General features: G+C 65.6%; 24 protein-coding genes. 12 read left to right on the top strand and 12 right to left on the bottom strand.

All coding sequences use genetic code 11. The features are described from left to right. Positions 1-91: 91 nt before the first annotated feature. The 3 genes from CLU90_RS18540 to CLU90_RS18550 are packed head-to-tail and all read right to left on the bottom strand — an operon-like array spanning position 92 to position 3,407. Positions 92-1,459, bottom strand: a complete 1,368-nt coding sequence (locus CLU90_RS18540; protein WP_092713079.1) for a sigma 54-interacting transcriptional regulator — start codon at positions 1,457-1,459, stop codon at positions 92-94. After that, the gene (locus tag CLU90_RS18545) at positions 1,456-1,998 is read right to left on the bottom strand and encodes a hypothetical protein (protein ID WP_232731255.1); all 543 of its coding nucleotides are present in this window, start codon (positions 1,996-1,998) and stop codon (positions 1,456-1,458) included. The genes CLU90_RS18540 and CLU90_RS18545 overlap by 4 nt, the downstream gene beginning before the upstream one ends. Next, complete coding sequence (locus CLU90_RS18550; RefSeq protein ID WP_100428618.1) at positions 1,995-3,407, bottom strand: HAMP domain-containing sensor histidine kinase; 1,413 nt, start codon at positions 3,405-3,407, stop codon at positions 1,995-1,997. Before CLU90_RS18550 ends, CLU90_RS18545 begins: the two co-directional genes overlap by 4 nt. Positions 3,408-3,691: 284 nt before the next feature. Between CLU90_RS18550 and CLU90_RS18555 the strand changes: the two genes are divergently transcribed. Together CLU90_RS18555 and CLU90_RS18560 are read left to right on the top strand one after the other, a co-directional pair. Next, the gene (locus tag CLU90_RS18555; RefSeq protein WP_100428619.1) at positions 3,692-6,562 is read left to right on the top strand and encodes an insulinase family protein; all 2,871 of its coding nucleotides are present in this window, start codon (positions 3,692-3,694) and stop codon (positions 6,560-6,562) included. Between the two features lie 289 nt (positions 6,563-6,851). Further along, complete coding sequence (locus CLU90_RS18560) at positions 6,852-7,811, top strand: IS110 family transposase (protein WP_100428620.1); 960 nt, start codon at positions 6,852-6,854, stop codon at positions 7,809-7,811. Between the two features lie 137 nt (positions 7,812-7,948). On the opposite strand, the gene CLU90_RS18565 is transcribed toward CLU90_RS18560, so the two are convergent. Then, positions 7,949-8,353: a VOC family protein gene (locus CLU90_RS18565; protein WP_092713085.1), complete on the bottom strand. Its 405-nt coding sequence runs from the start codon at positions 8,351-8,353 to the stop codon at positions 7,949-7,951. Positions 8,354-8,410: 57 nt separating this feature from the next. Beyond that, complete coding sequence (locus tag CLU90_RS18570; RefSeq protein WP_100428621.1) at positions 8,411-9,301, bottom strand: helix-turn-helix domain-containing protein; 891 nt, start codon at positions 9,299-9,301, stop codon at positions 8,411-8,413. Between the two features lie 130 nt (positions 9,302-9,431). On the opposite strand from CLU90_RS18570, the gene CLU90_RS18575 reads away from it, so the two are divergent. Together CLU90_RS18575 and CLU90_RS18580 are read left to right on the top strand one after the other, a co-directional pair. After that, on the top strand, positions 9,432-9,797 hold the full coding sequence (locus tag CLU90_RS18575; RefSeq protein WP_157808855.1) for a methyltransferase family protein: 366 nt from the start codon (positions 9,432-9,434) through the stop codon (positions 9,795-9,797). Between the two features lie 117 nt (positions 9,798-9,914). After that, positions 9,915-10,667 (top strand): SDR family oxidoreductase, encoded by a 753-nt coding sequence (locus CLU90_RS18580; protein WP_100428623.1) that lies wholly within the window; start codon positions 9,915-9,917, stop codon positions 10,665-10,667. On the opposite strand, the gene CLU90_RS18585 is transcribed toward CLU90_RS18580, so the two are convergent. Further along, positions 10,664-11,563: a LysR substrate-binding domain-containing protein gene (locus CLU90_RS18585; RefSeq protein WP_100428624.1), complete on the bottom strand. Its 900-nt coding sequence runs from the start codon at positions 11,561-11,563 to the stop codon at positions 10,664-10,666. The genes CLU90_RS18580 and CLU90_RS18585 overlap by 4 nt on opposite strands. Positions 11,564-11,674: 111 nt before the next feature. Between CLU90_RS18585 and CLU90_RS18590 the strand changes: the two genes are divergently transcribed. Next, positions 11,675-12,937 carry an MFS transporter gene (locus CLU90_RS18590; protein WP_100428625.1) on the top strand — a complete coding sequence of 421 codons (1,263 nt, stop codon included), beginning with the start codon at positions 11,675-11,677 and terminating at the stop codon, positions 12,935-12,937. Here the strand turns inward: CLU90_RS18590 and CLU90_RS18595 are convergent. After that, the gene (locus tag CLU90_RS18595; protein ID WP_100428626.1) at positions 12,934-13,593 is read right to left on the bottom strand and encodes a helix-turn-helix transcriptional regulator; all 660 of its coding nucleotides are present in this window, start codon (positions 13,591-13,593) and stop codon (positions 12,934-12,936) included. The genes CLU90_RS18590 and CLU90_RS18595 overlap by 4 nt on opposite strands. 123 nt (positions 13,594-13,716) lie before the next feature. On the opposite strand from CLU90_RS18595, the gene CLU90_RS18600 reads away from it, so the two are divergent. The 5 genes from CLU90_RS18600 to CLU90_RS18620 are packed head-to-tail and all read left to right on the top strand — an operon-like array spanning position 13,717 to position 20,451. Beyond that, positions 13,717-14,199 carry a DUF2165 family protein gene (locus tag CLU90_RS18600; RefSeq protein ID WP_100428627.1) on the top strand — a complete coding sequence of 161 codons (483 nt, stop codon included), beginning with the start codon at positions 13,717-13,719 and terminating at the stop codon, positions 14,197-14,199. 46 nt (positions 14,200-14,245) lie between these two features. Then, the gene (locus CLU90_RS18605; protein ID WP_100428628.1) at positions 14,246-15,346 is read left to right on the top strand and encodes an efflux RND transporter periplasmic adaptor subunit; all 1,101 of its coding nucleotides are present in this window, start codon (positions 14,246-14,248) and stop codon (positions 15,344-15,346) included. Between the two features lie 15 nt (positions 15,347-15,361). Continuing rightward, positions 15,362-18,454, top strand: a complete 3,093-nt coding sequence (locus CLU90_RS18610; RefSeq protein WP_100428629.1) for a MexW/MexI family multidrug efflux RND transporter permease subunit — start codon at positions 15,362-15,364, stop codon at positions 18,452-18,454. Further along, complete coding sequence (locus CLU90_RS18615; RefSeq protein ID WP_100428630.1) at positions 18,451-19,851, top strand: efflux transporter outer membrane subunit; 1,401 nt, start codon at positions 18,451-18,453, stop codon at positions 19,849-19,851. The genes CLU90_RS18610 and CLU90_RS18615 overlap by 4 nt, the downstream gene beginning before the upstream one ends. Positions 19,852-19,875: 24 nt before the next feature. Continuing rightward, positions 19,876-20,451: a DUF1349 domain-containing protein gene (locus CLU90_RS18620; RefSeq protein ID WP_100428631.1), complete on the top strand. Its 576-nt coding sequence runs from the start codon at positions 19,876-19,878 to the stop codon at positions 20,449-20,451. Between the two features lie 18 nt (positions 20,452-20,469). Here the strand turns inward: CLU90_RS18620 and CLU90_RS18625 are convergent, their stop codons facing one another. From CLU90_RS18625 to CLU90_RS18640, 4 genes are all read right to left on the bottom strand, one after another. After that, a complete protein-coding gene (locus CLU90_RS18625; protein WP_100428632.1) occupies positions 20,470-21,372 on the bottom strand; it encodes a ZIP family metal transporter in 903 nt (300 codons plus the stop codon). 24 nt (positions 21,373-21,396) lie between these two features. After that, entirely contained in the window at positions 21,397-22,305 is a 909-nt protein-coding gene (locus tag CLU90_RS18630) for a manganese catalase family protein (RefSeq protein WP_092713109.1), read from the bottom strand. A 29-nt stretch (positions 22,306-22,334) separates the two neighbouring features. Further along, positions 22,335-22,691 (bottom strand): hypothetical protein, encoded by a 357-nt coding sequence (locus CLU90_RS18635; protein WP_092713111.1) that lies wholly within the window; start codon positions 22,689-22,691, stop codon positions 22,335-22,337. Between the two features lie 102 nt (positions 22,692-22,793). Next, on the bottom strand, positions 22,794-23,261 hold the full coding sequence (locus tag CLU90_RS18640) for a hypothetical protein (protein ID WP_100428633.1): 468 nt from the start codon (positions 23,259-23,261) through the stop codon (positions 22,794-22,796). 78 nt (positions 23,262-23,339) lie between these two features. Between CLU90_RS18640 and CLU90_RS18645 the strand changes: the two genes are divergently transcribed. Beyond that, positions 23,340-24,650, top strand: coding sequence for an SDR family oxidoreductase (locus CLU90_RS18645; protein WP_100428634.1), 1,311 nt, complete (start codon positions 23,340-23,342; stop codon positions 24,648-24,650). Next, positions 24,638-25,102 (top strand): DUF2269 family protein, encoded by a 465-nt coding sequence (locus tag CLU90_RS18650; RefSeq protein WP_100428635.1) that lies wholly within the window; start codon positions 24,638-24,640, stop codon positions 25,100-25,102. Before CLU90_RS18645 ends, CLU90_RS18650 begins: the two co-directional genes overlap by 13 nt. Before the next feature lie 15 nt (positions 25,103-25,117). Here the strand turns inward: CLU90_RS18650 and CLU90_RS29380 are convergent, their stop codons facing one another. Then, complete coding sequence (locus CLU90_RS29380) at positions 25,118-25,291, bottom strand: hypothetical protein (RefSeq protein WP_157808856.1); 174 nt, start codon at positions 25,289-25,291, stop codon at positions 25,118-25,120. Between the last annotated feature and the right edge of the window lie 23 nt (positions 25,292-25,314).

Below are 25,314 nucleotides of genomic sequence, written 5' to 3' on the forward strand. Positions count from 1 at the left end.
GGGGCTTTTTGTCGCCTGGCAGCGACAGCTTGTGGCAGGAACGTCAATGTTCCACACCAAGCCACTGATTTATAACGCTTTATTTTTGTCGCTATTCAGCGACAGGGTCGCCATCGCCCCGAAACAGGGCCGGCGTCAGCTCGTATTTCTGCAATAAACGGTAGAACTCCGTGCGGTTGCGGTCGGCCAGGCGGGCCGCGTCGGCCACGTTGCCGTCCGTCAGGCGCAGCAGCTGAATCAGGTAGTCGCGCTCGAAGCGCTGCTTGGCTTCGTTGTAGCTGAGCGCTTCCAGGGACGGCACGCGCAGGGCGCGCTGCACCAGGCTCAAGGGCACCAGCGGCGCCGTGGCCAGCGCGCACACTTGCTCGACGACATTGACCAGCTGGCGCACATTGCCGGGCCATGGCGCGGCCACCAGCGCCGTCAAGGCGTCGGGCGCAAAACCGTTCAGCGGTTTTTGATACTTGGCCGCCAGCTTCTGCAGGAAATGGTTGGCCAGCAGGGCGATATCTTCGCGGCGCTCGGCCAGCGGCGGCAGGGTCAAGGTCACGACGTTGAGGCGGTAATACAGGTCTTCGCGGAATTGCCCCTCGGTCATCGCCACGTCGAGGTCGCGGTGCGTGGCCGACAACAGGCGCACGTCCACCGGACGCGTCTGGTCGGCGCCGACGGGGCGCACGGCACGCTCCTGCAGCACGCGCAGCAGTTTCACCTGCAGCGGCAAGGGCATGTCGCCGATCTCATCCAAAAACAGGGTGCCGCCATCGGCCGCCTGGAACAAGCCTTCGCGGTTGCCGACGGCGCCCGTAAACGATCCCTTCACGTGACCGAACAGTTCCGATTCCAGCAGCTGCTCGGGAATGGCGCCGCAGTTGACGGCGATAAACGGCGCCTTGGCGCGGCGGCTGGCGTTGTGCAGCGCGCGCGCCAGCAATTCCTTGCCCGTTCCGCTGGGGCCGCGGATCAAGATGCTGGCGTCGGACCCCGCCACCAGCTTGGCTTCGGCCAGCAGCTCGGCCATCTGCGAACTGCGGCTGATCAGCTCGGCACGCCAGCTCTCGTCGCCGGACGCTTGCGCCGGCATGACGGTGGACAAGTTGATGGCATACGCCACTTTTTCCATCAAGAGCTTGCCGTCGAACGGTTTCGTCAGGTAGGCAAACGCGCCGCGCGCCGTCGCGTCGACGGCGTCGGGAATCGTGCCGTGCGCCGTCAAGAGAATCACGGGCAGGGCCGCATGCTGGCGGCGGATTTCATCGAACAGGGCCAGGCCGTCGCGGCCCGGCAATTGCACGTCGGTAATGACCAGGGCCGGCAATTCCACGGCCAGGCGCGCCAGCGCCGCTTCCGCGCTGCCCACGGCCGTCACGCGATAGTTGCCCGCCTTCAAGCGGATGGTCAGCAAACGCAGCAGGTCTGGATCGTCGTCGACCAATAAAATGTGGGGGTGTTCGCTCATTTCGGCGCTCCCGCGGCAGGGCGCACGGACAGGCTGCGCTCGATGTTTTTCAGCGCTTCGAGTTTTTCATTGAGCAAGTCGTTGCGGCGCTGGGCGTCGCGCAGCTGCGTGTTGAGCTTGTCGATGCTCTCTTCCTGGCGGCGCAGTTCCGCATACTGGCTGCCCAGCAATTGGGCCAGCGGCGCCAGCAGTTGCGCATCCTTGCCCGTGGCCGTAGCCAGCGGTTCCAACAGCGCCTGCGCGCGGGCCAGGTCGCCGGACCCGCGCAAGGCCGCTTGCAGCATGGCGCGGCGTATCGTGTTCTGCGGCGCATGGTCCGCTTTCGCCAGGTCCAGCTGCGCTTTCGCCAGCTCCGACGGCGTCATCAGGCGCAAGGCGCTTTGATACGCAAGCAGTTCGGTGAGCTGGGGATCGGCCACCACCAGCACGCGCGGCGGCGTTTGCACCAGCACGGGCGTCTGGATGGGGGGCTTGGCGGCACAAGCGACCAACAGCAGCGCGCAGGCGGCCATGGCGGCCAGGGAAATTCTCGTCATCATAAGGGCAGTTCTATCCGAAAATGCGCGCCGGCGGGGCGCGGTAAAAGAGTGACGCTGCCATCGTGGGCGGCGATATATTCGCGCACGATGGACAGGCCGATGCCATTGCCGTTGCGCGCGCCGGCCGCCTGGCGCACTCCCTGGTAAAACGGTTCAAAAATACGCGCGGCATCCTCGGGCGCCACGCCGGCGCCCTCGTCGATGCAGTCGATGCGCACGCGGCCGCCTTCGCAAGACAAGCTAAAGCGCACGGTGCCGCCTTCCGGGCTGAAGCGCACGGCATTCGACAGCAAATTCGCCAGCGCCGTCGCCAGCTTGTCGCGGTCGGCCTGCACGATCAGGGACTCGCCCAGCACCTCGACCGTCAAACGGCGCGCCAGCCATTGCAGGCGCTGCCCGGCCACCACATCTTGCAGCAAGACGAGCAAGTCGACCTTGCTGTGCGCCAGATGCTGGGCGTCAAAAGCGGCGGTATTGTAGCGCAGCAAGTCCTCGATCTGGGTTTGCAAGGACGCCGTGTTTTGCTGCAGGATGCCGGCGATTTCGCGCTGGCTGTCGCTGAGCTTGCCGGCCACCTCGTCTTCCAGCAAGGCCACGCCTTCGCGCAGGGCCGCCAGCGGGGTCTTCAGCTCATGCGAAATGTGGCGCAGAAAACGTTCCTTGTCGGCATCGAGGTCGGCCAGGCGCTGGCGCAGCCAGTCCAGCTGCTGGCCCAGGCGGCGCGTGTCGGCCGGGCCGCCGACAACGATGGGCTGATCGTAGCGCTTGTCACCGAGGCGCTCGATGGCCGTCTTGATGCGGCGCAGCGGGCGCGACAACAGAAAGCCGAAGCAGGTGGCCAGCACGGCCGCCAGCAGCACGGCGCCGCCCACCAGCACGCCCAGCAGGCGGCGCTGGCGTTCCAGCTCGGCCAGCAGGGCGTCGTTGCGGCTGCCGATTTCCGTCTTGCTTTCACGCGCCAGGCTGTCATTGATTTGCGCCATGCGGGCGAACGCGCGGTACACGACGGCGTGACCATCGCGCTTGCGGCGCTTGCCCGCCTGTAAGACTTCCCACGCCGATTGCGCCTGCACCGTCCATTCGTCGGCCAGCTGGGGAGCGAACTCGGGCGTGGCGCGGTTCAGCACTTGCAGCGCCGCCGCCGCTTCGTCGCGGGCCGCCGCGAAACGCTCGCGGAACACGGGATCATCGAGCACGAGAAACTGGCGCGCGCTGCGCTCCATGGCCAGGGTGCGCTCGGACAGGCGCTGCGACTGTTCCGTCAGGGTAATCGCCTGCGCCGCCGTCTCGCGCCCCAGCCGCGCCAGATGTTCCAGGGTCAGCAGGGCTTGCACGGAGGTGGCCGTCAAAATGCCCGTCGTCAAAATGAAGGCGGCAAATAACAGTTGGCGAAAGGAAAGTCGAGACAAGGTAGGCGCCTTCGGTTCAGTCTGGAGAGAGTAAAAGGCGCATGGTACGCTAAGCCTTCATCGCGGGGCGCCAGCTGTCAAAAATGGCCAACCTGACAACATTGTTGCTTTTGCGTCCCACAAGCAAGCCTCGGCGGCGGCGCGCAGATACTCCTAGTACAATAGGGAAAAACTTCATACAGGCATCAAAGTGGCCCCGGCCCTGGCATTACGCCGCTTTGCCCCCACATGTGATGCAGCCCCACCGACACTCCGAATCACCTACCGCAGAGATCCCATACCGCATGAGCACATTTGAAAAAGTCAGCAGCAACTTCATTCCAGTCTTGCAGGCAACCATCGAGCAATATGTCGAGCCAGCAACGGGCATGCGCCATATCCACATGCATACCGAGCAGGCTGAGATGGTGTTCCTGGTGGCCTTTCCCACTGTGCCCGAAGTAAGCGACGGGCGCGCCCACATCCTGGAACACCTGGCCTTGTGCGGCTCGTCGCGCTACCCGGTGCGCGACCCGTTCTTCTCGATGCTGCGCCGCTCGACGGCCACGTTCATGAATGCGATGACCTATCCGGACCGCACCGTGTACCCGTTCGCCAGCACCGACCGCAAGGATTTCTTCAACTTGCTCGACGTCTACCTCGACGCGGCCTTCTTCCCGAACCTCGATTACCTGAACTTCCGCCAGGAAGGCTGGCGCCATGCATTCGAAGGCGACAAGCTCGTGTACCAGGGCATCGTCTTCAATGAAATGAAGGGCGCTTTCAACAGCCCCATGCGCGCGCTCGACAGCGGCATCGCCAGCGCCTTGCTCAAGGGCACGACGTATGAAGTGGAATCGGGTGGCGATCCGCTCGACATCCCCGAACTGACGCATGACATGCTGAAAGAATTCCACGCCAGCCACTATCATCCTTCGCAAGCCGTGATCATGACGTCCGGCAATATCGAAGCGTCGGCCGTGCAGGAGCAAGTGGCGCAGCGCGTGCTGTCCAAGCTCAGCGGCTTCAGCCCGCGCCGCCTGCCGCAACTGGCGCCCGCGTGGACGGCGCCGCAGGAAAACGTGGTAAAAATTCCGTCGCAGGAAGCGCGCGACGATGAATTCGGCCTGCAATTCGCCTGGCTGATGGGCGAGTCGAGCGACCCCATCGCCTACTACCACGCGCATCTGCTGTCGCACGGCTTGCTCGGTGAATCGTCGGCGCCCGTCATGCGCGCCATGGAATCGGCCGGCTATGGCCGCCCATCGGACATGAATGGCCGCGATGCGGGCATCCGCCAGATGGTGTTCCACATCGGCATGGAAGGGTTGACCCAGGAACAGATCGCCGATGCGCACCAGCGCATCTGGACGGCACTGGAAGAAACGGCGCAAGAAGGCATCCCGGCCGCCGTGCTGCACGCGGCCTTGCGCGACATCAAGTACAGCCAGCGCGAGATCAGCAGCGGCCGCATGCCTTACGGCCTGGGCCGCTTGCTGCACGCCTTGCCGCTGGCCATGTACGATGGCAACGTCATGGATGCCTTCGACAATGCGGCGATTCTGGAAACCCTGGAACAGCAAATCGAGGACCCGGAATTCTTCAAGCGGCTGGTGCGCGAACTGATCGCCAACCCGACCCGTTTGACGACGCACGTGGTGCCCGACAGCGCCTACTTCACGGACCGCGCCGCCCAGGAAGACGCCAAGCTGGCGGCCCTGCAGGCGAAGCTGACGGATGCCGAGCGCGAGCACATCGTCGCCGAGTCCGCCGCACTGGAAGCGCATCAGCAACTGCCATCGAATTCCGAAGTCTTGCCGCGCATCCGCCCTGGCGACGTCAGCGCCTTGCCGCGCCCGGCCCTGCCGATTCCGGCCGCCGTCGACGGCGCCGTGGCGTTCAGCATCGCCTCGAACGGCATCAGCTATGCCAACGTGCTGTACGACGTGTCGGGCTTGCCGGAAGCGTCGTGGCCATGGCTGCGTCTGTACACGGACCTGGCGCCGGAACTGGGCGTGGGCGACATGTCGTTCGACGACGCCAGCGCCTGGCGCCAGAGCATGGTGCCCTCGTTCCACATCGGCCTGGAAGCCATTCCTCGCCCGCAACAGGCGATGCGCGTGGAACTGTCGTTCTCGGCCAGCGGTTTGCGCGAAGAACACGCGGCGATTGCCGCCGTGCTGTCGGCCTGGATCGCCAAGCCCCGCTTCGATGAAGAAGATCGCCTGGCCTTCCTGATCGAAAGCCTGGTGCAAGACAAACTCTCCAGCCTGGCCGAGTCCGGCAACCGCTACGCCATGCTGGCCTCGGCAGCACCGCTGTCGCCCACGCGCCGCTTCGACGACATCGTCGGCGGCCCGGCCGCTTTGCCGTTCTACCGCCGTTTGCAGCAGCTGAGCAAGACGTCGGCAGGCTTGCAGGAAATCGCACGCGAACTCGACACCCTGCACGCGCACATCATCGCCCAGCAGCCGACCGTGCTGTGCGCGGGCCTGGAGCAGGATGGCATCACCCTGGCCCGTTTGCTGGAATTGCCGGTAGCCAGCACAGATTCTGTTGCACCGGCGGAAACCATCGCTCCCGCAGCTTTGCCGCTGGCCAACACGGCCCTGCATGCGACAAGCCAGATCAACCATTGCTTCGTTTCCTGGGCCGTGCCGGGCGTGCACAATCCGGACGCTGCGGCCCTGGCGGTCGCCGCCGAGCTGATGACCAATCAGGTACTGCATACGGCCCTGCGCGAAAAAGGCGGCGCGTATGGCGGCAGCGCCAGCTACGCGGCCGGCGCCGGCACGTTCACCCTGAGTTCCTACCGCGATCCGCGCCTGGCCGGCACGTTTGCCGATTTCGGCACGACGCTCGATCAAATCCTCGACGGCGATTTCTCGCAGGAGCAAGTGGAAGAAGCCATCATCTGCGTCATCAAGGGCCTCGACAAGCCGCATTCGCCGTACGCGGAAGCGCTGACGGCGTGGAACATGCAGCAGCGCGGCACGACGGAAGCCGTGCGCCAGCAGTTCCGCACCGGCGTCTTGAATTGCACCCTGGCGCAGATCAAGATGGTGACGCGCACATGGCTGAAAAACGGCCAGCCGAGCCGAGCCGCGTTTGCAGGCAATACGACGCAAGATCTGGCCGGGCTGGAAGTGGTGGATTTGCTGGCGCTGGCTTCTTAAGCTGGGCAGGCGGATCGTGTCGGATTACGCGGCGTACCGCCGCTAATCCGACCTTGTATTATTCCCTTCATGCCGTTCGTGATATTGCGAACGGTATCGACCGCTGTCAAAATCTTGGTAGGCATATCAAGACCGGGTAACTGGATGCCGTATCCGCCCTTAGGCTCCGAGCCAGTTTCGTAGATCTCGCACCAGTTACCCATCCTCAATGTCAAGATCGGACAGTATCTTTGGCACCGGCATGCCGGTTAGCCCGCATTCACAAGGTAGATCGCAAGAGGAGCACAGCATGTTTAATCTGGGAATCGACGTTGCCAAGGCAAAGCTCGACTGCGCGCTGCGCCTGCCCAATGGCAAGCATCGTAACAAGGTAGTAGACAACAATGACAAAGGATACGCCGAGCTGCACGCATGGCTACTCAAGCATGAGGCCGGCAGCCCGCGTGTGTGTATGGAAGCGACCGGCACCTACTGGGAAAGGGTGGCCGAATATCTGGCGGGACGGGGCATGCTGGTCAGTGTCATCAATCCGGCGCAGATCAAGGCCTTCGGCGCTTCGCGCCTGGTGCGCACGAAAACGGACAAAGTCGACGCGCAGCTGATCGCCGACTTCGCCCATGAACGCCAGCCCGAGCCATGGCTGGCGCCGTCGCCGGCCGAACAGGCACTGCGCGCCATGGTACTGCGCCTGGAAGCCTTGCAAGCCATGCGCCAGCAGGAAAGCAATCGGCTCGATGTGGCGCGTGCAGCGGTACGCCAGGGCATCGTCGATCACATCACCTGGCTCGATGGCCAGATCAAGGAACTGATCCGAGCCATCAGACGGCATATCGATGACGACCCGGATTTGCGCGGCAAGCGTGAGCTGCTCGACACCATTCCTGGCCTCGGAGAGCGGACGATTCCGGTGCTGCTGTCCTACTATGCCAATCCCGAGCGCTTCGACAGCGCCAAGCAAGCCGTGGCGTTTGCGGGACTCGACCCGCGCCAGCACGAGTCTGGTTCCAGCGTACGTGGCAAGCCACGCATGTCGAAGGTCGGCCACAGCTTCCTGCGCAAAGCGCTGTACATGCCCGCCATGGTGACCGTGTACCGGACAGCCTGGGGCAAGCGCTTTGGTCAGCGCCTGCGTGCTGCTGGCAAGGCAAAGAAACTGATCATCGGCGCCATGATGCGCAAGCTGGTGCACGTGGCATTCGGCGTGCTCAGGTCGGGAAAAATATTTGATCCGACCTTGCACGCCGCTTGACGGGGATAACAGTATCTACGCTACGGATCGGGTAGGTCGGATTAGCGTGGCGTAGCCGCGCGTAATCCGACACCACCACGGGCCAACAATGTTGTCGGATTACGTGCGGCCCTGCCGCACTAATCCGACCTACGATGCTATTGGGGGACAGAATTAGGTTCCATATACATTAATTCCCACTGATGCCCATCCGGATCCTGGAAACTGTGTCCATACATGAAGCCGTAATCCATCGGCTCCTTGTAGATGCTGCCGCCCGCCTGGACGGCCTTCGCCACCAGCGCATCGACTTCGCCGCGGCTCTCGGCCGACAGGCACACGAGCACTTCCGTCGCCACGGTGGTGTCGCACAGCTGCTTGGGCGTAAATTGCTTGAACTTGTCGTGCGTCAACAGCATGACAAAAATGTCGTCGGTGACGATCATGCACGTCGCCGTTTCATCCGTGAAATGGGCATTGAAACTGAAGCCCAGCGCCGTGAAAAACGCCACGGAGCGTTCCAGCGACTGGACGGGCAGATTGACAAAGATTTTGCGGGCCATCATGTCTCCTTGTGGGTCGTATGAGTAGGTGCTGCCCGCCGATTCTACACCGGCTATTCAGCCCTTCGCGCGCGCCACGGTCTTCGGCGCGTAGCCGAAATAGCGGCTGAAGGCGGCGCTGAAATTGGCCGGGTGGCGATAGCCCGTTTGCCAGCCCGCCTGCGCCACCTGGCAACCATTTTCCAGCAATAACTTTGCCCGCTGCATGCGCAGCGCCAGCAGGGTGCGCTGCGGGCTGTCGTTGTAGCGGTAGCGCCATCCCTGCTTGAGCTTGAACAAGCTCAAGCCCACCTGCGCGCACAAGTAATCGAGCGTGAGTTCCTGCGCCATCTGTTCCTGCATCAGCGCATGCACGCGTTCCAGTTTGACGATATCGGCCTCGGACCAGCGCGGCACGGCAGAGGGCGCCGGCCGCAGTGCCCGCAATTGCTCCGCAAGCAGGCTGAGTACGCCGATATGCACGGCCAGCGGGTCCGTCGCGCGCAGCAGCGCGCGCGCGTGCAGGGCGGAGGCGGCCGTCGTGGCCGCATGCGCCAGCTGGCGCGCGCCGCCGTTGGGCAACAGGTAAGCCAGGCCCTCCGGCCAGTAGCGCGCCAGCGCCTCTTCCCCGACCAGCACGCGCAATTGCGCCGCCCGTTGATTCGCCTCGAAACGGCGCTCGCCGCTCGTGTGGCGAAACGCCGTCACCGTCGTATGGCCGCCCTGGAAACGCAGTTGTTCGCCATCGCGCGTGACGTAGCCGGACGCGCCTTCCAGGCCGATGGTGATCACCATGCCGCCCGCGTCGTCATGCTTCGATTGCTCGACGATCGCCAGGCGCGGACGGTAATCGGAATGCACGAGCAGCAAGCCCTGGTCGACCTGGCGCTGCTCGGCGCGGCACTCTTTCAACCCCGGGTCCAGCTGGCGCCGTGTCCAGCCTGCCGCTTCCCAGTTCTGTCCCATCATCGCTCCCCCTGTTTTCCCGCGCGCCGACACGCATACGAAATGCGCCGTGCCGCATACAAATGCAAATGATAATTATTCTCATTGTTGCATAAAATAGGCATCCATGCCCATCACGCCGAAAGGAAGCGCCATGCCAATACCTTCGCAACACGCCTTGCAACCCGACCGTTACCTGGCCATCGCGCCCTTCCAGGCGGACGGGCTGGCCGCCGCCCTGGAACTGGGTATTTTCGATGCGCTGGCCACGCCGCATACGCCGGCGCAACTGGCCGCAGCCCTGTCGCTGCATGCGCCGCATACGGCCATGCTGCTGGAACTGCTCTGGAGCATGCAGATGCTGGAACGCGACGGGACCGATGACGGCATGCGGCGCTACCGCTGCACGGCCACTACCTTGCAGTATTTCTGCCGCAACTCTGTTGCCTTTTGCGGCGACGCCTGGCTGTCCCGGCTGCATGCGCTGGCGCCCGCGCAAGTAGCGATTGAACGCGCCTAACAATTACCATTTAGTAATTATGTTTTTTATAGCAAAAATGGGAGCAAATGCGCTAAGCTGTGCCGGCATTGATCGATGTCATCCGCAGCACTCCGCTGCCTCCACAGGGAATCCATCATGAGTCTGAATATCGCAGGGAAAGTCGTCGTCATCACCGGTGCCAGCAGCGGCCTGGGCGAAGCCACCGCGCGCCATCTGGCGGCGCTGGGCGCTTCCGTCGTGCTCGGCGCGCGCCGCATGGACTTGCTCACTACCATTGCCGAGGAAATCACGGCCGCCGGCGGTCAGGCCGCCATCGCCCAGACCGATGTCACCCAGGCGGGCGACCTGACGCGGTTGGTTGACACGGCCCTGGCCGTGTTCGGCAAGGTCGACGTGCTGATCAACAATGCGGGGCTGATGGCCATCGCACCGATGAGCGCCTTGAAGGTCGACGAGTGGAACAACATGATCGATATCAACATCAAGGGCGTACTCAACGGCATCGCCGCCGTGCTGCCGCATTTCCTGGCGCAAAACAGCGGCCACTTCATCAATATTTCGTCGGTGGCGGGACAAAAAGTCTTCAGCCCGGGCGGCACCGTCTACAGCGGCACCAAGTTTGCCGTCAGCGCCATTTCGGAAGGCTTGCGCCATGAGCTGGCGGCCAGCGGCGGCGCCATCCGCACGACGGTCATTGCGCCGGGCGCCGTGGACACGCCATTGAGCGAGGGCAGCAGCCATGCCGAGAGCGCCAAGGCCGTCAAGGAGTTCTACCAGATTGCCATTCCCGCCGCCTCGGTGGCGCGCGCCATCGCGTATGCGATCGAGCAGCCGGCCGACGTGGATATCAACGAGATCGTGCTGCGCCCGACGGCGCAGGCGTTTTAAGCCGCATCGTGTTGCAGCGACTCGATGATCAGGTCCGCCAGCCGCTCGACGGGCGGCCTGCTCACCGGTGACGCACGCAACAGTTCCAGCGACAGCGGGGGCAGGGCGGGCAAGCCAGCCGCCACGTGATCGAGCACGCACACGGAAGACGGCAAGCCCAGGCCCGTGCGCACCGTCACGCCCAGCCCTGCCGCGGCGGCTGCCCACAGGCCGGCCAGGCTGGGACTGGTAAACGCCGTGCGCCAGGCGATGCCGGCCCGGTCCAGCGCCTGCGTGGCGCAGCGCTGGAACAGGCATTCGCGGTCGAACGCAATGAGCGGCAAAGGCTCGCCCGATTCGGGCCGCCAGGCCAGGCTCGACGAGGCGATCCAGCGCATGGCCGGTTCGGCGATATGCTGGCGCTGCTGCGGCGGATACTCGGCCACGTCGGCGATGCCCGCGCCGCCCCACAGCAGGGCCAGGTCCAGCTGGCCCATGACCAGGCCTTCCATCAAGGCCGTGTTGCGCGCCACGTGCGCCTCGATGCGCACTTTCGGATGCGCGCGCGCAAAGCGTCCCAGCACGTCCGGCAGCAAGGCTTCGCCGAAATCCTCTTGCAGACCCAGCCTGATCCAGCCTTCCAGTTCCGCGCCCCGCAAGGCGACGGCCGCCTCGTCGTTGAGTTCCAGCAGGCGGCGCGCATAGCCGAGCAAGACTTCGCCGGCCGGCGTCAGCGCCAGGCCCCGTCCATCCTTGCGAAACAGGGGCATGCCCGCCTGCTCCTCGAGTTTTTTCAGCTGCGCGCTGACGGCCGAGGTGGAGCGGCCCACCTTGTCCGCCGCGCGGGCAAAGCTGCCCAGCTCGATGCCAGCCACATAGCTGCGCAGGAAGGCGATGTCGAAATTAAGCAAGCTCATGGCATCAATACAATCGTCCTGTTTTATGGGATGGTTTAACGTAAATTATCTGATATTCAGAATGATCGTACTGCGCAACACTGTCAGGGTCAACCACTTACTTTCCTTGCCATGAGCACCAATTGCCAAGCTGTTCCTGTTCCTGCCTCCGCCACCGTGCCTGCGGGCGACGCTCACCGCTGGAAAGTGCTGGCCGTCGGCGTGGCGGCCAATGCCAGCTTTTCCGCCGCCGCCAACGGCATGCCCACCACGGCCATCTGGCTGCGCAGCGGCTATCACCTGAGCAATACGGACCTGGGGGTGGCGCTGGGTGCCATGGGCCTGGGCGTGGCCTTGAGCGAATTGCCATGGGGTATGGCCACCGACCGCTGGGGCGACCGCCCCGTGCTGCTGACCGGCTTGCTGGGCACCATGCTGGCACTATTGACCTTGCTGCTGTGGATCACGCCGGCTGACGGTTCCGTGCCGCCGTTGTGGGCGCTGGCGGCCGGGCTGGCCCTGGTCGGCGTGCTGGGCGGCAGCGTGAATGGCGCCAGCGGCCGCGCCGTGATGCGCTGGTTCGGCGCCGGCGAACGGGGTTTCGCCATGAGCATCCGCCAGACGGCCGTGCCGCTGGGCGGCGGCCTCGGCGCCCTCATCCTGCCCAGCCTGGCCTCGCGCCATGGCTTCATGCCCGTGTTTGGCGCCCTGGCCCTCGTATGCGGCCTGTCGGCGTTTTTTACGTGGCGCTGGATGCATGAGCCCGATTTTTCTGCCGAGGCCGCCACAGGCCCGCAAAACGCGCCCAAAGGCCCATTGAAAGACCAGGCAACGTTGCCCCTGAAGAATCGCAAAGTCTGGCGCATGGTGGCCGCCATCGGCTTGCTGTGCGTGCCCCAGTTTGCCGTGCTCAGCTTTGCCACCGTGTTCCTGCACGATGACGGCCACCTGGGCCTGGCGGGCATCACGTCCGTGATGGTGGTCCTGCAGGGGGGCGCCATGGTGATGCGCATCTGGAGCGGGCGCTACACGGACCGCCACGCGAACCGGCCCGCCTGGCTGCGCGGCGCGGCCCTGGTGGCGCTGGCCACATTCGTGCTGCTGGGCATGGCCGCCGCAGGCGATGCGCCGGGCTGGGTCTTGATGAGTGCCGTGGTGGTGGCCGGCATCGCCGTGTCCGCCTGGCATGGCGTGGCCTACACGGAACTGGCCACGGAAGCGGGCGCCGCCAACGCGGGCACGGCCTTGGGCATGGCGAACACGGCCGTGTACGTGGGCCTGTTCCTCACGCCGATTGCCATCCCACATTTGCTGGCGGCCAGCAACTGGCCCGTCGTGTGGTGGCTGGCGGGGCTGGTGGCGCTGCTGGCCCGCCCGCTGTTTCCGAAAGCCTAGGGCAGCGCCCTGATCCGGTACACGCAGCGCATGGCGTTGGCCAGCACGTGCTGCTCGCGCACGATGCTGGCGTTCGGTCCCACCACTTCCTGGAACAGCTGCAATTCCGAGCGGCAAAAACCCTGGCAGGTGCGCGCGGCGGCGCAGATGGGGCAGTGGTCTTCGATCAGCAGCCAGTCGTCGCCGTCTTCTTCCACGCGCGCCATATAGCCCTCTTCATCGCGCACGGCCGCCAGTTGCCGCAGTCGCGTGGGCAAGTCCGGCGCCGAGCACGCCTGCGCATACGCGCCGCGGCTTTCCTCTTCGCGCTGCGTGATGAGTTTATCCAGGCCCGCCTCGCCGAACAGCTGGCGCACGGAACCGATCAGCTTGATCGTCAGCTGCGCATGCGTGTCGGGAAAGCGCGCATTGCCCGCTTCCGTCAAGACCCAGTTCTGGCGCGGCCGGCCCGCGCCCGCCTGCGCTTCCTGGCGTCCCTCGATCAAGCCCGCCGCCACCAGCTTTTGCACTTGCTGGCGCGCCGCCTCGCCCGTCATGTCCAGGGTCTTGGCCAGGGTCGCCGTGGAGACGGGTCCCTTGGTCTTGATGAAATACAGGATGCGCTCCGTCGTTTGCGGCACCTCGCTATTATCCAAACGTTTACTTGTGTAATTCATTTCACTCAACTATCATGGGGCCAGTTAACCAACTAATTGCTTGCATAATAGGCCGGTAGCTCCCCGCTGTCGAGGAGTTTCCACGTCCGCGTGCCGGCAAGACACTTTTTGGACGGGAATCCCATGCAGCTGCAGCACTCGATCTGGCTGTTTCACGCCATCCTCGCTACCGGCCTGGCCATCTGGCTGACCTTGGCCGCCATCAACAACATGCACGCCTTCCACGGCGCCGTCTGGGCCATCGGCAACACCATGCGCATGGACCCGCTGCGCCAGGACCCGACCATCCAGACACCGCTGCTGCGCCGCGCGCTCACGTCCTTGCGCTTACACCGGCTGGCGCTGGGCGTGGTGCTGGCCTTGCAATTGCTGGCCGCCATCGCCGCCTGGACGGGCGTGGCGCTGTTTGCCGGCGACGGCCTGACCGCTGCCTTGCCCTGGCTGAACCTGGCCTTGTGCGCCATGGCCGCCTTTTTGCTGCTGATGCACCTGGGCGGCCTGTGGTTCGGCTACTGGATCGCGCAGGAAGGCTTGCAGACGACGCACCTGGTGCTGCTGCTGTGGACCCTGGCGCTGTTTTTCACCTTCAACGCGCAGCGGACCTGACCAGCCTTCGCTGCGCCTCTTCTTCCCAGTTGTAAAGGACTTCATCATGCATACGAAACTCGTCGGCGCCTCCGCGCTGGCCATCACCCTGGCCGTCGCGGGCGCCGCGCTCTATCCGCGTGCCGACTCGCATGCGGCCGATGCCGCCGCCTACCCCGCCACCAAGGTGGCGCTCGTGCCCGTCGTGCTGGGCACGCAGGAACGCTACTTTGCCGGCGTAGGCGAACTGGAAGCGGCGCGCCAGGTGCAGGTGGCGGCCGAAACGGGCGGGCGCATCACGCAGATCCGCTTCGCATCGGGGCAAAGCGTGGCGGCCGGCGCCGTGCTGGTGCAGCTCAATGATGCGCCGGAACAGGCGGCCCTGCTGCGCCAGCGCGCGCAGCTGAAAAACGCGGAAAGCAGCCACGCCCGCACGGCGCAGATGGTGAAGGAAAAGGCGGCCACGCAGGAGCAGCTCGATAGTGCCCTGGCCGCGCGCGATGCGGCCTTGGGCGACGTGCGCCAGACGCAGGCGCTGATCGCGCAAAAGACCATCCGCGCGCCGTTCGCCGGACAACTGGGCATCCGCAAGGTCCACGCGGGCCAGTACCTGAACGCGGCCGACACGGTGGCCAGCCTGATCGACACGCAGTCGCTGATGGTGAACTTCGCCCTCGATGAACAGAGCAGCGCGAAGCTGGCGCCGGGACAGGCCGTGCAAGTGCTGGTGGACGCCTATCCCGGCGACGTCTTCACGGCCAAAATCAACGCCATCGACCCGCTGATCTCTCGTTCGCGCATGGTGCAGGTGCAGGCGGCGCTGACCAATCCGCGCGGCGCGCTCAAAGCGGGCATGTACGCGAATGTGCGCGTGGCGCGCGAAGCGGGCCGGCAGCTGACGGTGCCGGAAACGGCAGTGACCTACAGCGCATATGGCGACACGGTCTTCGTCGCGCAGCAGGAAGGAAAACAGCCGCTCACCGTCAAGCGCGTGGGCGTGAAACTGGGCGAGCGGGCAGGGGGCCGGGTGGCCATTCTTGACGGCTTGCGCGAAGGCCAGCGCGTGGTCGCTTCGGGCCAGCTGAAACTGGCCGATGGCATGGCCGTGCAAGCGGTCGCCAATACCTTGGACGAAGTAAAACGCGCCGCGCCCAAAGCCGGCTCGTAAAGGAAAGACATCACCATGAAATTTACCGATTTATTCGTACGCCGCCCCGTGCTGGCGCTGGTGATCAGCACATTGATTTTGATGCTGGGCGTGGTCGCCCTCCTGCAGCTGCCGATCCGCCAGTATCCGATGCTCGAATCGTCCACCATCACCGTCAAAACCACGTATCCGGGCGCCTCGGCGGAACTGATGCAGGGCTTTGTCACCCAGCCGATCGCGCAAGCCGTGTCGTCAGTGGAAGGCATCGATTACCTGACGTCGTCGTCGGTGCAGGGCAGCAGCACGGTCACCGTGCGCATGGAACTGAACCGCGATTCCACGCAAGCGTTGACGGAAGTGATGGCCAAGGTCAACCAGGTGCGCTACAAGCTGCCCGAAGGCGCCTTTGATCCCGTCATCGAGCGCTCGGCCGGCGATTCCTCGGCCGTCGCCTATGTCGGCTTTGCCAGCGAGAGCGTGTCCGCGCCCGCGCTGACGGATTATCTGGCGCGCGTCGTGCAACCGATGTTCGCCACCATCGACGGCGTGGCCAAAGTCGACGTGTATGGCGGCCAGCAGCTGGCCATGCGCCTGTGGATAGACCCGGCGAAACTGGCCGCGCGCGGATTGACGGCGGCCGACGTGGCAGATGCCGTGCGGCGCAATAACTACCAGGCGGCGCCCGGCAAAGTGAAGGGACAATTCGTCGTGTCTAATATCAGCGTCAACACGGATCTGACCAGCGTGGAGCAGTTCCGCGACATGGTCATACGCAAGGGCGGCGATGACAGCGCGTCGCTCGTGCGTCTGAAAGACGTGGGCACGGTGGAACTGGGCGCGGCCGCCACGGAGACGAGCGGCATCATGGACGGCGTGCCGGCCGTGTACCTGGGCCTGTCGCCCACCCCTGGCGGCAACCCGCTGGTGATCGTCGACGGCATCAGGAAGCTGCTGCCCGAAATCCAGAAAACCCTGCCGCCGGGCGTGAAAGTCGAACTGGCGTTCGAGACGGCGCGCTTCATCCAGTCGTCCATCGACGAGGTGGCGCATACCCTGCTCGAAGCGCTGCTGATCGTCGTCATCGTCATCTACCTGTGCATGGGTTCCTTGCGCTCGGTGCTGATACCCGTCGTGACGATCCCGTTGTCGATGCTGGGCGCGGCGGCGCTGATGCTGGCCTTCGGCTTCAGCATCAATTTATTGACCTTGCTGGCGATGGTGCTGGCCGTGGGCCTGGTGGTCGATGACGCCATCGTCGTGGTGGAAAACGTGCATAGGCATATCGAGGAAGGCAAGACGCCCGTGGCGGCCGCCCTCGTCGGTGCGCGCGAAGTGGCCGGCCCCGTGATCGCCATGACGATCACGCTGGCCGCCGTGTATGCGCCGATCGGCATGATGGGGGGACTCACGGGCGCGCTGTTCAAGGAATTCGCGCTGACCCTGGCCGGCGCCGTGGTGGTCTCGGGCGTGGTGGCCTTGACCCTGTCGCCCGTGATGAGCTCCTTGCTGCTGCAGCCCAAACAATCGGAAGGGCGCATGGCGCGCGCCGCCGAGCATTTCTTCGAGGGCTTGACCAGCCGCTATGCGCGCCTGCTGGACCGCTCCTTGCACCACCGCTGGCTCAGTGCCGGTTTCGCCGCGCTGGTGATGGTCAGTCTGCCGTTTTTGTACCTGCTGCCGCAGCGCGAACTGGCGCCGGCGGAAGACCAGGCCAGCGTGCTGACGGCGATCAAGGCGCCGCAGCACGCCAACCTCGATTACGTCGAGCGCTTTTCCTACAAGCTCGATGCCATCTACAAGAATATCCCTGAAACGGACTCGCGCTGGATCATCAACGGCGGCGAAGGGCCGGCATCGAGCATCGGCGGCATCAACCTGACGCCGTGGGCCGAACGGGCGCGCAATGCGGCCGTCATCCAGGCCGAATTGCAGCATGCCGTGGGCGACGTGGAAGGCACGAGCATCTTCGCCTTCCAGCTGGCGCCCTTGCCCGGATCGAGCGGCGGCTTGCCCGTGCAGATGGTCTTGCGCAGCGCGCAGGATTACGCCACCCTGTTTCACACCATGGAAGACGTCAAGCAGCGTGCGCGCGCAAGCGGCCTGTTTGCCGTCGTCGACAGCGACCTCGATTACAACAACCCGGTGGTCAAAGTGCGCGTGGACCGTTCCAAGGCGAACAGCCTGGGCATCCGCATGCAGGATATCGGCGAATCGCTGGCCGTGCTGGTGGGCGAAAATTATCTGAACCGCTTCGGCATGGATGGCCGCGCCTATGACGTCATCGCGCAAAGCCCGCGCGAGCAGCGCTTGACGGCGCAAGCCCTGACGCAGCAGTACGTGCGCGCCGACGATGGCAGCCTGCTGCCCCTGTCCGCCGTCGTGTCGGTGACGGAACAGATCGAGCCGAACATGCTGACCCAGTTCAACCAGCAAAACGCGGCCACCTTCCAGGGCGTGCCCGCGCCGGGCGTGACCCTCGGCGACGCCGTCGCCTTCCTCGATGGCGTGGCGAAAACCCTGCCGCCGGGCTTCAGCTACGACTGGCAATCGGACGCGCGCCAGTTCGCCACGGAAGGCAATGCGCTGCTGCTGGCCTTCCTCGCGGCCGTCGTCGTCATCTACCTGGTGCTGGCGGCGCAGTATGAAAGCCTGACGGACCCGCTGATCATTCTGATCACCGTGCCGCTGTCGATCTGCGGCGCGCTGATTCCGCTGGCCCTCGGCTACGCCACCGTCAACATCTATACGCAGATCGGCCTCGTGACCCTGATCGGCTTGATCAGCAAGCACGGCATCCTGATGGTGGAATTTGCCAACGAATTGCAGGTGCATGAACAGCTCGACCGCATCACGGCCATCCGCAAGGCGGCGCAGATCCGCTTGCGCCCGATTTTGATGACGACGGCGGCCATGGTGGTGGGCCTGGTGCCGCTGCTGTTCGCCTCGGGCGCGGGCGCCAACAGCCGTTTCGGCCTCGGTGTGGTAATCGTCTCGGGCATGTTGATCGGCACCTTCTTTACCCTGTTCGTGCTGCCCACCGTGTACACCTTTCTGGCGCGCCGCCACACGGCCGACCATGCCACGCCGCGTGCGCGCGATTTGTCGCAGGCGCTGAAGGAATCCCCATGAAAAATTACCGCTATCTAGCCTCCCTTTTTGCTGCCCTTTTCCCCGTGCTGGCCGGCTGCGCCGTCAGCCCCGCCTACGTCACGCCGGGCACGCCCGACATCGCCCTGGCCAGCCCGCAGCAAGCGCAATTCGCACCCGGCGCGAGCGCCGTCAGCGAGGCCGCCTGGTGGACGTTTTTCGACGATGCGCGCCTGTCGCGGCTGATCGCCAGCGCGCTCGAACACAACCTCGATATCGCCCAGGCGCAGGCGAACCTGCTGGCCGCGCGTGCCGTCTTCGACGAACGCCGCCTCGATGAACTGCCCACCGTCACAGGACAGGCGGGCTGGCGGCGCACCGTGCAGCAAGACACGCCCGACAGCCGCGCCGCCAGCGCCAGCACGCGCGTGGGTTTCGACGCGCAATGGGAGATCGACCTGTTCGGCCGCCTCGCGCATATCAGCCGCTCGGCACAGGCGCGCGCCGACGCGGCGCAGGCCGATTTGCGGCAGGTGCGGCTGACGATTGCCGCCGAGGTGGCGCGCAATTACTACGAGGCGCTGGGCTACCAGCAAAACCTGGCGCTGACGCAGGCGCAGGTGCACAGCTGGCGCGATACGGTGGCATTGGTCGACGCGCGCATCCGCGCCGGCAGCGGCTTGCCGGAAGAGCGCCACAACGCGCTGGCCAACCTGGCGCGCAGCGAGGCGATGCTGCCGCCCTTGCAGGCGGGCTTGCGCCAGGCGCAGTACCGGCTCGACGTGTTGAGCGGACAAGCGCCAGGAGCCATCGCGCTGGCCACCACACCCCGGCAACAGGCGCCGCTGGCGGGCCAGCTGCCGCTCGGCGACGTGAACCGCCTGATCAAGCAGCGTCCCGACGTGGTGCGCGCCGAACGCTTGCTGGCCGCCTCCAGCGAAGACGTGGGGGCCGCCACGGCCGACCTGTATCCGCGCCTGAGCCTGGGCGGCTTCCTGGGCTTTTTCGCGCTGCGCGGCAGCGGCGTGTTCGACGGCGGCGCGCGCGCCTTCGAGGTGGCGCCATCGGTCAGCTATCCGGCCTTCCGCCTGGGCAGCGTCAAGGCACGCTTGCGCGGCACGCAGGCCGAGGCGCAAGGCGCGCTGGCGCGCTATGCGCAGGCCTTGTTAATCGCGCAGGAAGACGTGGAAAACGCCGTCACGCAACTGGCGGAAAACCAGACGCGATTGGCGTCATTATTGCAGTCGGCGCGCCACGGCAACGCGGCCCTCGGCATCGCCAGCACGCGCTATCACGGCGGTTCCGGCAGCTACCAGGCCGTGCTGGAAAACCAACGGGCCTTGTACGATATCCGGCGCGAAGCGCTGCTGGCGGAAACGGCGTCCTACATCGATGCGATTGCCCTGTACAAGGCGCTGGGATGGGGGCAAACTATGTAGTATTTTCGATCAAAAGGAGAGACGATGTTCACGCAAGGCAGCTGGCTCAATGCACCGGAAAACTGGTCCGCCGACGGCGCGCAATTGCGCGTGACAACGGACGCCAACACGGATTTCTGGCGCAAGACTTCGTATGGTTTTATCCGCGACAGCGGCCACTTTTTCGGCACCGAAGTCGATGGCGATTTCACGGCGCAGCTGCATGTGTCGGCGCAGTACGCAGCGCTGTACGACCAGGCCGGCATGATGGTGCGCATCGATGCGGAAAACTGGATCAAGTGCGGTGTCGAATTTTCCGACGGCCAGCTCTTATTGAGCACCGTGCTGACGGCCGATACATCCGACTGGGCCGTCAGCATCGCGCCCGCCATGCCGGACGGTTTCTGGCTGCGCGTGACGGTGGAGCAGGGCGCGATCCGCGTGCAGTATTCGACGGATGGCAAGCTGTGCCCGCTGCTGCGCCTGGCGCCGTTTCCCGTGGCATCGCGCTACCTCGTCGGCCCCATGTGCTGCACGCCGGAACGGGCCGGACTTGAAGTCGTGTTTTCGCAGTTTTCCACCGGACCGGCGCTGCAAAAGGATTTGCACGATCTCACTTAGAACGCCACTGCGCCTTGCTTAGCTGAGCGCCGTATCGAGCACCATCATCAGGAGAAAACCGAACACCAGCGCGATACTGGCAAAACCACCATTACCGCTGCGCTGCGCCTCGGGAATGGCGTCGTGCACGATGACGAACAGCATGGCGCCGGCGGCCGCCGCCAGGCCCCACGGCAGCAGGACGGACGAGAGGCCGATCACGGCCAGCCCCGCCAGCGCCGCCACCGGTTCGACCAGTCCCGAAATGGCGCCCATGGCCACCGACAGACGCCGGCCATAGCCCACGCTGCGCAGCGCCAGCGCCACCACCATGCCTTCGGGCACGTCCTGGATGGCAATGCCGGCCGCCAGCGCATTGGCCTTGTCCAGGTCGATGCCCGCATAGCCGACGCCGATCGCCAATCCCTCGGGCAGGTTGTGCAAGGTAATGGCGAAGACAAAAATCCACGCCCGTTTCAAACTGCTGGCCGCGGCGGCATCGGGCGCGCCGGGCGGCACGCGCGCACGCACGGCCAGGTTGAGCGCGATGATCAGCACCACGCCCGCCGCCATGGCCAGCGCCACCAGCAGGCTGGCCGCCAGCGGCGTGGCCGCATGCAGGCGCGCCGCACCCAAGGCCGGCAACACGAGGGAAAACGCCGTCGCCGCCAGCATCACGCCGGCGCCGAAGCCAAGAAATGCATCGTAGCTGCGCTGCGAAAATGTGTGCGACAGCAGCACCGGCACGGTCCCGAGTGCCGTGGCACCGGCCGCCATGCCGCCACCGATCAGGGCCGGCGCCAGATGGGCATGGCGCAGCGCCAGCTGGGCCGTCAGTGCGTACAGCAAGCACAGCGCGCCGCCGCCGCACAGGGCAAAGCCCACTGCATGGGGCCAGGACCAGTGTCTGGCCAGGGCCTGCAGCGCGCGCGGCGTGTTCACGCTGGTGGTGCCCGGCCAGCCGCGCTACAAGGGCATGGACGAGGTGCCGCCATCGCGCCCGTTCGGCCGCATGCCCAGTTCCGCGCCCGTCAGGGGGTCGGCGTCCGGATTCGATGCCGTGCGCGCGGCCATCTGCCGCACCGTCGCCAGTTCGTCCTGCGGCAGCTTCACTTCCGCCTCGCCCGTGCCGCCATCGACGGCCATCTGCTGGCGCGGGTCGGAAATGTACTGCCACTTGCCGCCCTGGTTCCACGGCCCTCGCTCCTCGCCCGGCCCCTGCGACATGTTGAAGTACACGTCCGCATACTGCGGGTCGCCCGGCAGTTTGCCCGGCGGGAAGTTGGGCTCGATCGAATACAGGGCTTTTTCAAACGACTTCTGGTGCGCCACTTCACGCGTCATCAGGAAGCCCAGCGCTTCCTTCACGCCCGGGTCGTCCGTCAGGTTGATCAGGCGCTCGTAGACGATCTTGGCGCGCGCCTCGGCGGCGATATTCGAGCGCAGGTCCGCCGTCGGTTCGCCGATGGTGTCGATGTAGGCGGCCGTCCACGGCACGCCGGCCGAATTGACCAGCGGGGCGCCACCGCCGTACAGCACCTGCGTCACGTGGCTGTCGTTGCCCGCGCCCGTGATATTGCGGTACAGCTCAGCCGCCTGGTCGACGCCCTCGGCCAGCCGCCCCTTGGCGCCCTTGTTGAGCATGACGACGATGTTGCCGATCACTTCCAGGTGGCTCAGTTCTTCCGTGGCGATATCGAACAGCATGTCCTTGCGGCCCGGATCGTCCTCGGACAAGGCTTGCGTGAAATAGCGGCAGGCGGCGGCCAGCTCGCCCTGCGGGCCGCCGAATTGTTCCAGCATCAGGTTGGCCAGCCCGGGATTGGGCTGCTCCACCCTGACCGTGTATTGCAGTCGCTTGTTGTGTGCAAACATGGTGCTCTCCTCGTTCACAGCACGCCGGCCTACTCGTGCTGATTCAGTGATCTGTGGATGTCCTTCGACTCGTTGCGGCCCGGCCGGTCGTCGGCCAGCTTGCCCGCTTCGCTCTGCGGCCGCTGCGCTGCGCCCTTGACGTGGGCGTTGTCGTCAGTTTGCGTCAGGGTGGCCAGGTTTTCCTGCTCCACCGGATCAGGCCCGCCCTGCGGCGTAATGACGTCATTGGCCCAGTGGCCGCTGTTAGCATTGCCGCTGGCCAGCTTGCCGCCGCCCTGGTTGGCATATGCATCGCCCTTCGACTTATAGGCGTCGGTCTTGTCCATGCGCGTGTTGCGGCCCTGGTCGGCGGGGTGCTGCGGGGTATTGCCGTGTTCGTCCTGCATGCGTTTCTCCTCGGTTGGTGGATGAAGACCCATGCTACTGGCGCGCGACCGCCGGCAAGATAGGAGCGCGGCGTGACGTCATGTAGGAAAGCGTCGCGTGCATCAGCGCCGCCGCAGCCACAGCGCGCCGGCGGCCAGGCCGACGCCGAAGGCGCCGTAGACGAGCAGCAGCGAGGGGCGCGACAGGCGCATCTCGTAGCCGGGCTGCAAACGGTGCGGCGTCAGCTGGTAATCCGTGAAGCAGGCCACGGCCGTGGCGCCGGCCGCCGCCGCGACGGTGGACGCCACGCGGCGCCGGTCGAGGATGCGCGCCGCATAGCGCTCGAACAGCACGCCCCAGAACATGGCGCTGCAATGGTGGATGACGTAGCCGACCAGGGTGTGCCTGAGCGAGGCCTCGTCGCGGCGCGCCGCCTGGTCGCCCCACAGCCAGTGGCTGACGGCATTCACGGCGGCGAACACGCTGCCCGTTTCGCGCCGCCCACACAGGGCCAGGGCGGCGGCGGACAAAAGGGAGGCAAGGCTGCCCGACAGGGCGCCATGACGCAGAGAGGGGGGTAGGGCGGGCATGGTTTTTCTCCAGTGGTGTAATCGCACAGTGAACTGAAACGCAAAAGACCTATCCAATCCCGACAAGAGGAGGCATGCATGCGCATACTGCTGACGGGAGCGAGCGGTTTCATCGGAACGCATGTTTCGACCGCGCTGCTGGCCGAAGGTTTCCAGCTCACGTGCACGACGCGCCGCGCGCCGTCCCACGCCCGCATCGGCGATGCGCCGCGCGTGCGCCTGATCGAGGCCGATTTTGCGCGCGACACGGCCAAGGCCGCGTGGCTGCCGCGCCTGGCCGGCATCGACGTCGTCATCAACTGCGTCGGCATCATCGCCGAGCATGGCGCGCAGACGTTCGCGGCCCTGCACACGCAGGCGCCGCGCGCCCTGTTCGCCGCCTGCGCCGAGAGCGAGGTGCAGCTGGTGATACAACTGTCGGCCCTGGGCGCGGACGATGGCGCCGTCTCGCCCTACCACCTGAGCAAGAAGGCGGCCGACGATTTTCTCGCCAGCCTGCCGCTGCGCGCCGTCATCGTGCAGCCGTCGCTCGTGTATGGCGACGACGGCGGGAGCGCGCGCCTGTTCCGCATGCTGGCCAGCCTGCCCGTGTATCCCCGCTTCGGCCGCGCGCCGCAGCTGGTGCAGCCCGTGCACGTGAACGACCTGACCGATGTCATCGTCGCGCTGGTGCGCGGCGCGGGTGCGCTGGGCGGCCAGAAGACGCGCCGCGTGCCCGTCGTGGGGCCGCAGGCGCTGCCGTTTACGGCCTACCTGGCGGCGTTGCGCGCGGCCATGGGGCTGGGACGGCTGCGCGCCGTGCCGCTGCCCAGGTGGCTGATGCCGCCCGTGCTGCTGCTGGCCAGGCTGCTGGGCTTTGCCATGCCGGACCGCGCCACCCTGGGCATGCTCGAACGGGGCAATACCGCCGATGCGGGGCTCACGCGGCGCCTGCTGGGGCGCGCGCCGCGTCCCGTGGCGCAGTTCATCAGCGACGCGCGCGGCGCGGCCGTGCGCGCCCGGCTGGACTGGCTGCTGCCCGTGCTGCGCCTGTCGATGGCCATCGTGTGGATCGCCACGGCCATCGTCTCGGCCGGCATCTATCCAGTCGAAGACAGCTATCGCCTGCTCGAACGCAGCGGCGTGCCGCCAGATTGGGCGCCGCCGCTGCTGGCCGGCGCCTGCCTGTTCGACCTGCTGCTGGGCATGGCCACCCTGGCGCTGCGTCCGCCGTGGCGGCGCTGGCTATGGCCGCTGCAAGCCGCACTCATCGTGTTCTATACCGTCTGGATCGCCGTATTCCTGCCGGAATTCCTGTGGCATCCGTATGGCCCCCTGACGAAAAACCTGCCCATGCTGGCGGCCCTGTGGCTGCTGTACCAACTGGAGGAAACACAATGGAATACCTGATCGTCAAATGGCTGCACATCGTCTCGTCGACCCTGCTGTTCGGCACCGGCATCGGCTCGGCCTTCTACCTGCTGTTCGCGAGCCTGAGCCGCGACGTGCGCGCCATCGCCGTCGTCAGCCGCCACGTGGTGCGCGCCGACTGGCTGTTTACGACCACGACGGTGGTGTTCCAGCCGCTGAGCGGCTTTTACCTGGCCCACCTGGCCGGTTATCCCTTGAGCAGCCGCTGGATCGTCTGGTCCGTGGTGCTGTACCTGGTGGCGGGCGCCTGCTGGCTGCCCGTCGTGTGGCTGCAGATGCGCCTGCGCGACATGGCGCAAACGAGCGCGCGCGACGGCGTCGCCTTGCCGGCGCTGTACTGGCGCTATCTGCGCATCTGGACGGCGCTGGGCGTGCCCGCCTTCTTCGCCCTCATCGTCGTGTTTTACCTGATGACGGCCAAGCCGGCCTGAGCGCGCCGGCGCCTCTCAGTGTTTGCGGCCCTGCTTCTTGCCGCCGCCGGCACCCTTGCCGGAACCGGCCTTGGTATGGCTGGCCGCATCCTTGCCGCGCTTGCCAACGTCATTGTCGGTGCCGCTTTTGTCTTCCAGGGGGGCGGCCGATTGGCGGTTTTGGCCGGCCCGCGATTTTTGCTTGGGCATGACGCGCTCCTGATGAACGAGGG

This window comes from Janthinobacterium sp. 67, assembly GCF_002797895.1.
Classification (GTDB): Bacteria; Pseudomonadota; Gammaproteobacteria; order Burkholderiales; family Burkholderiaceae_D; genus Janthinobacterium.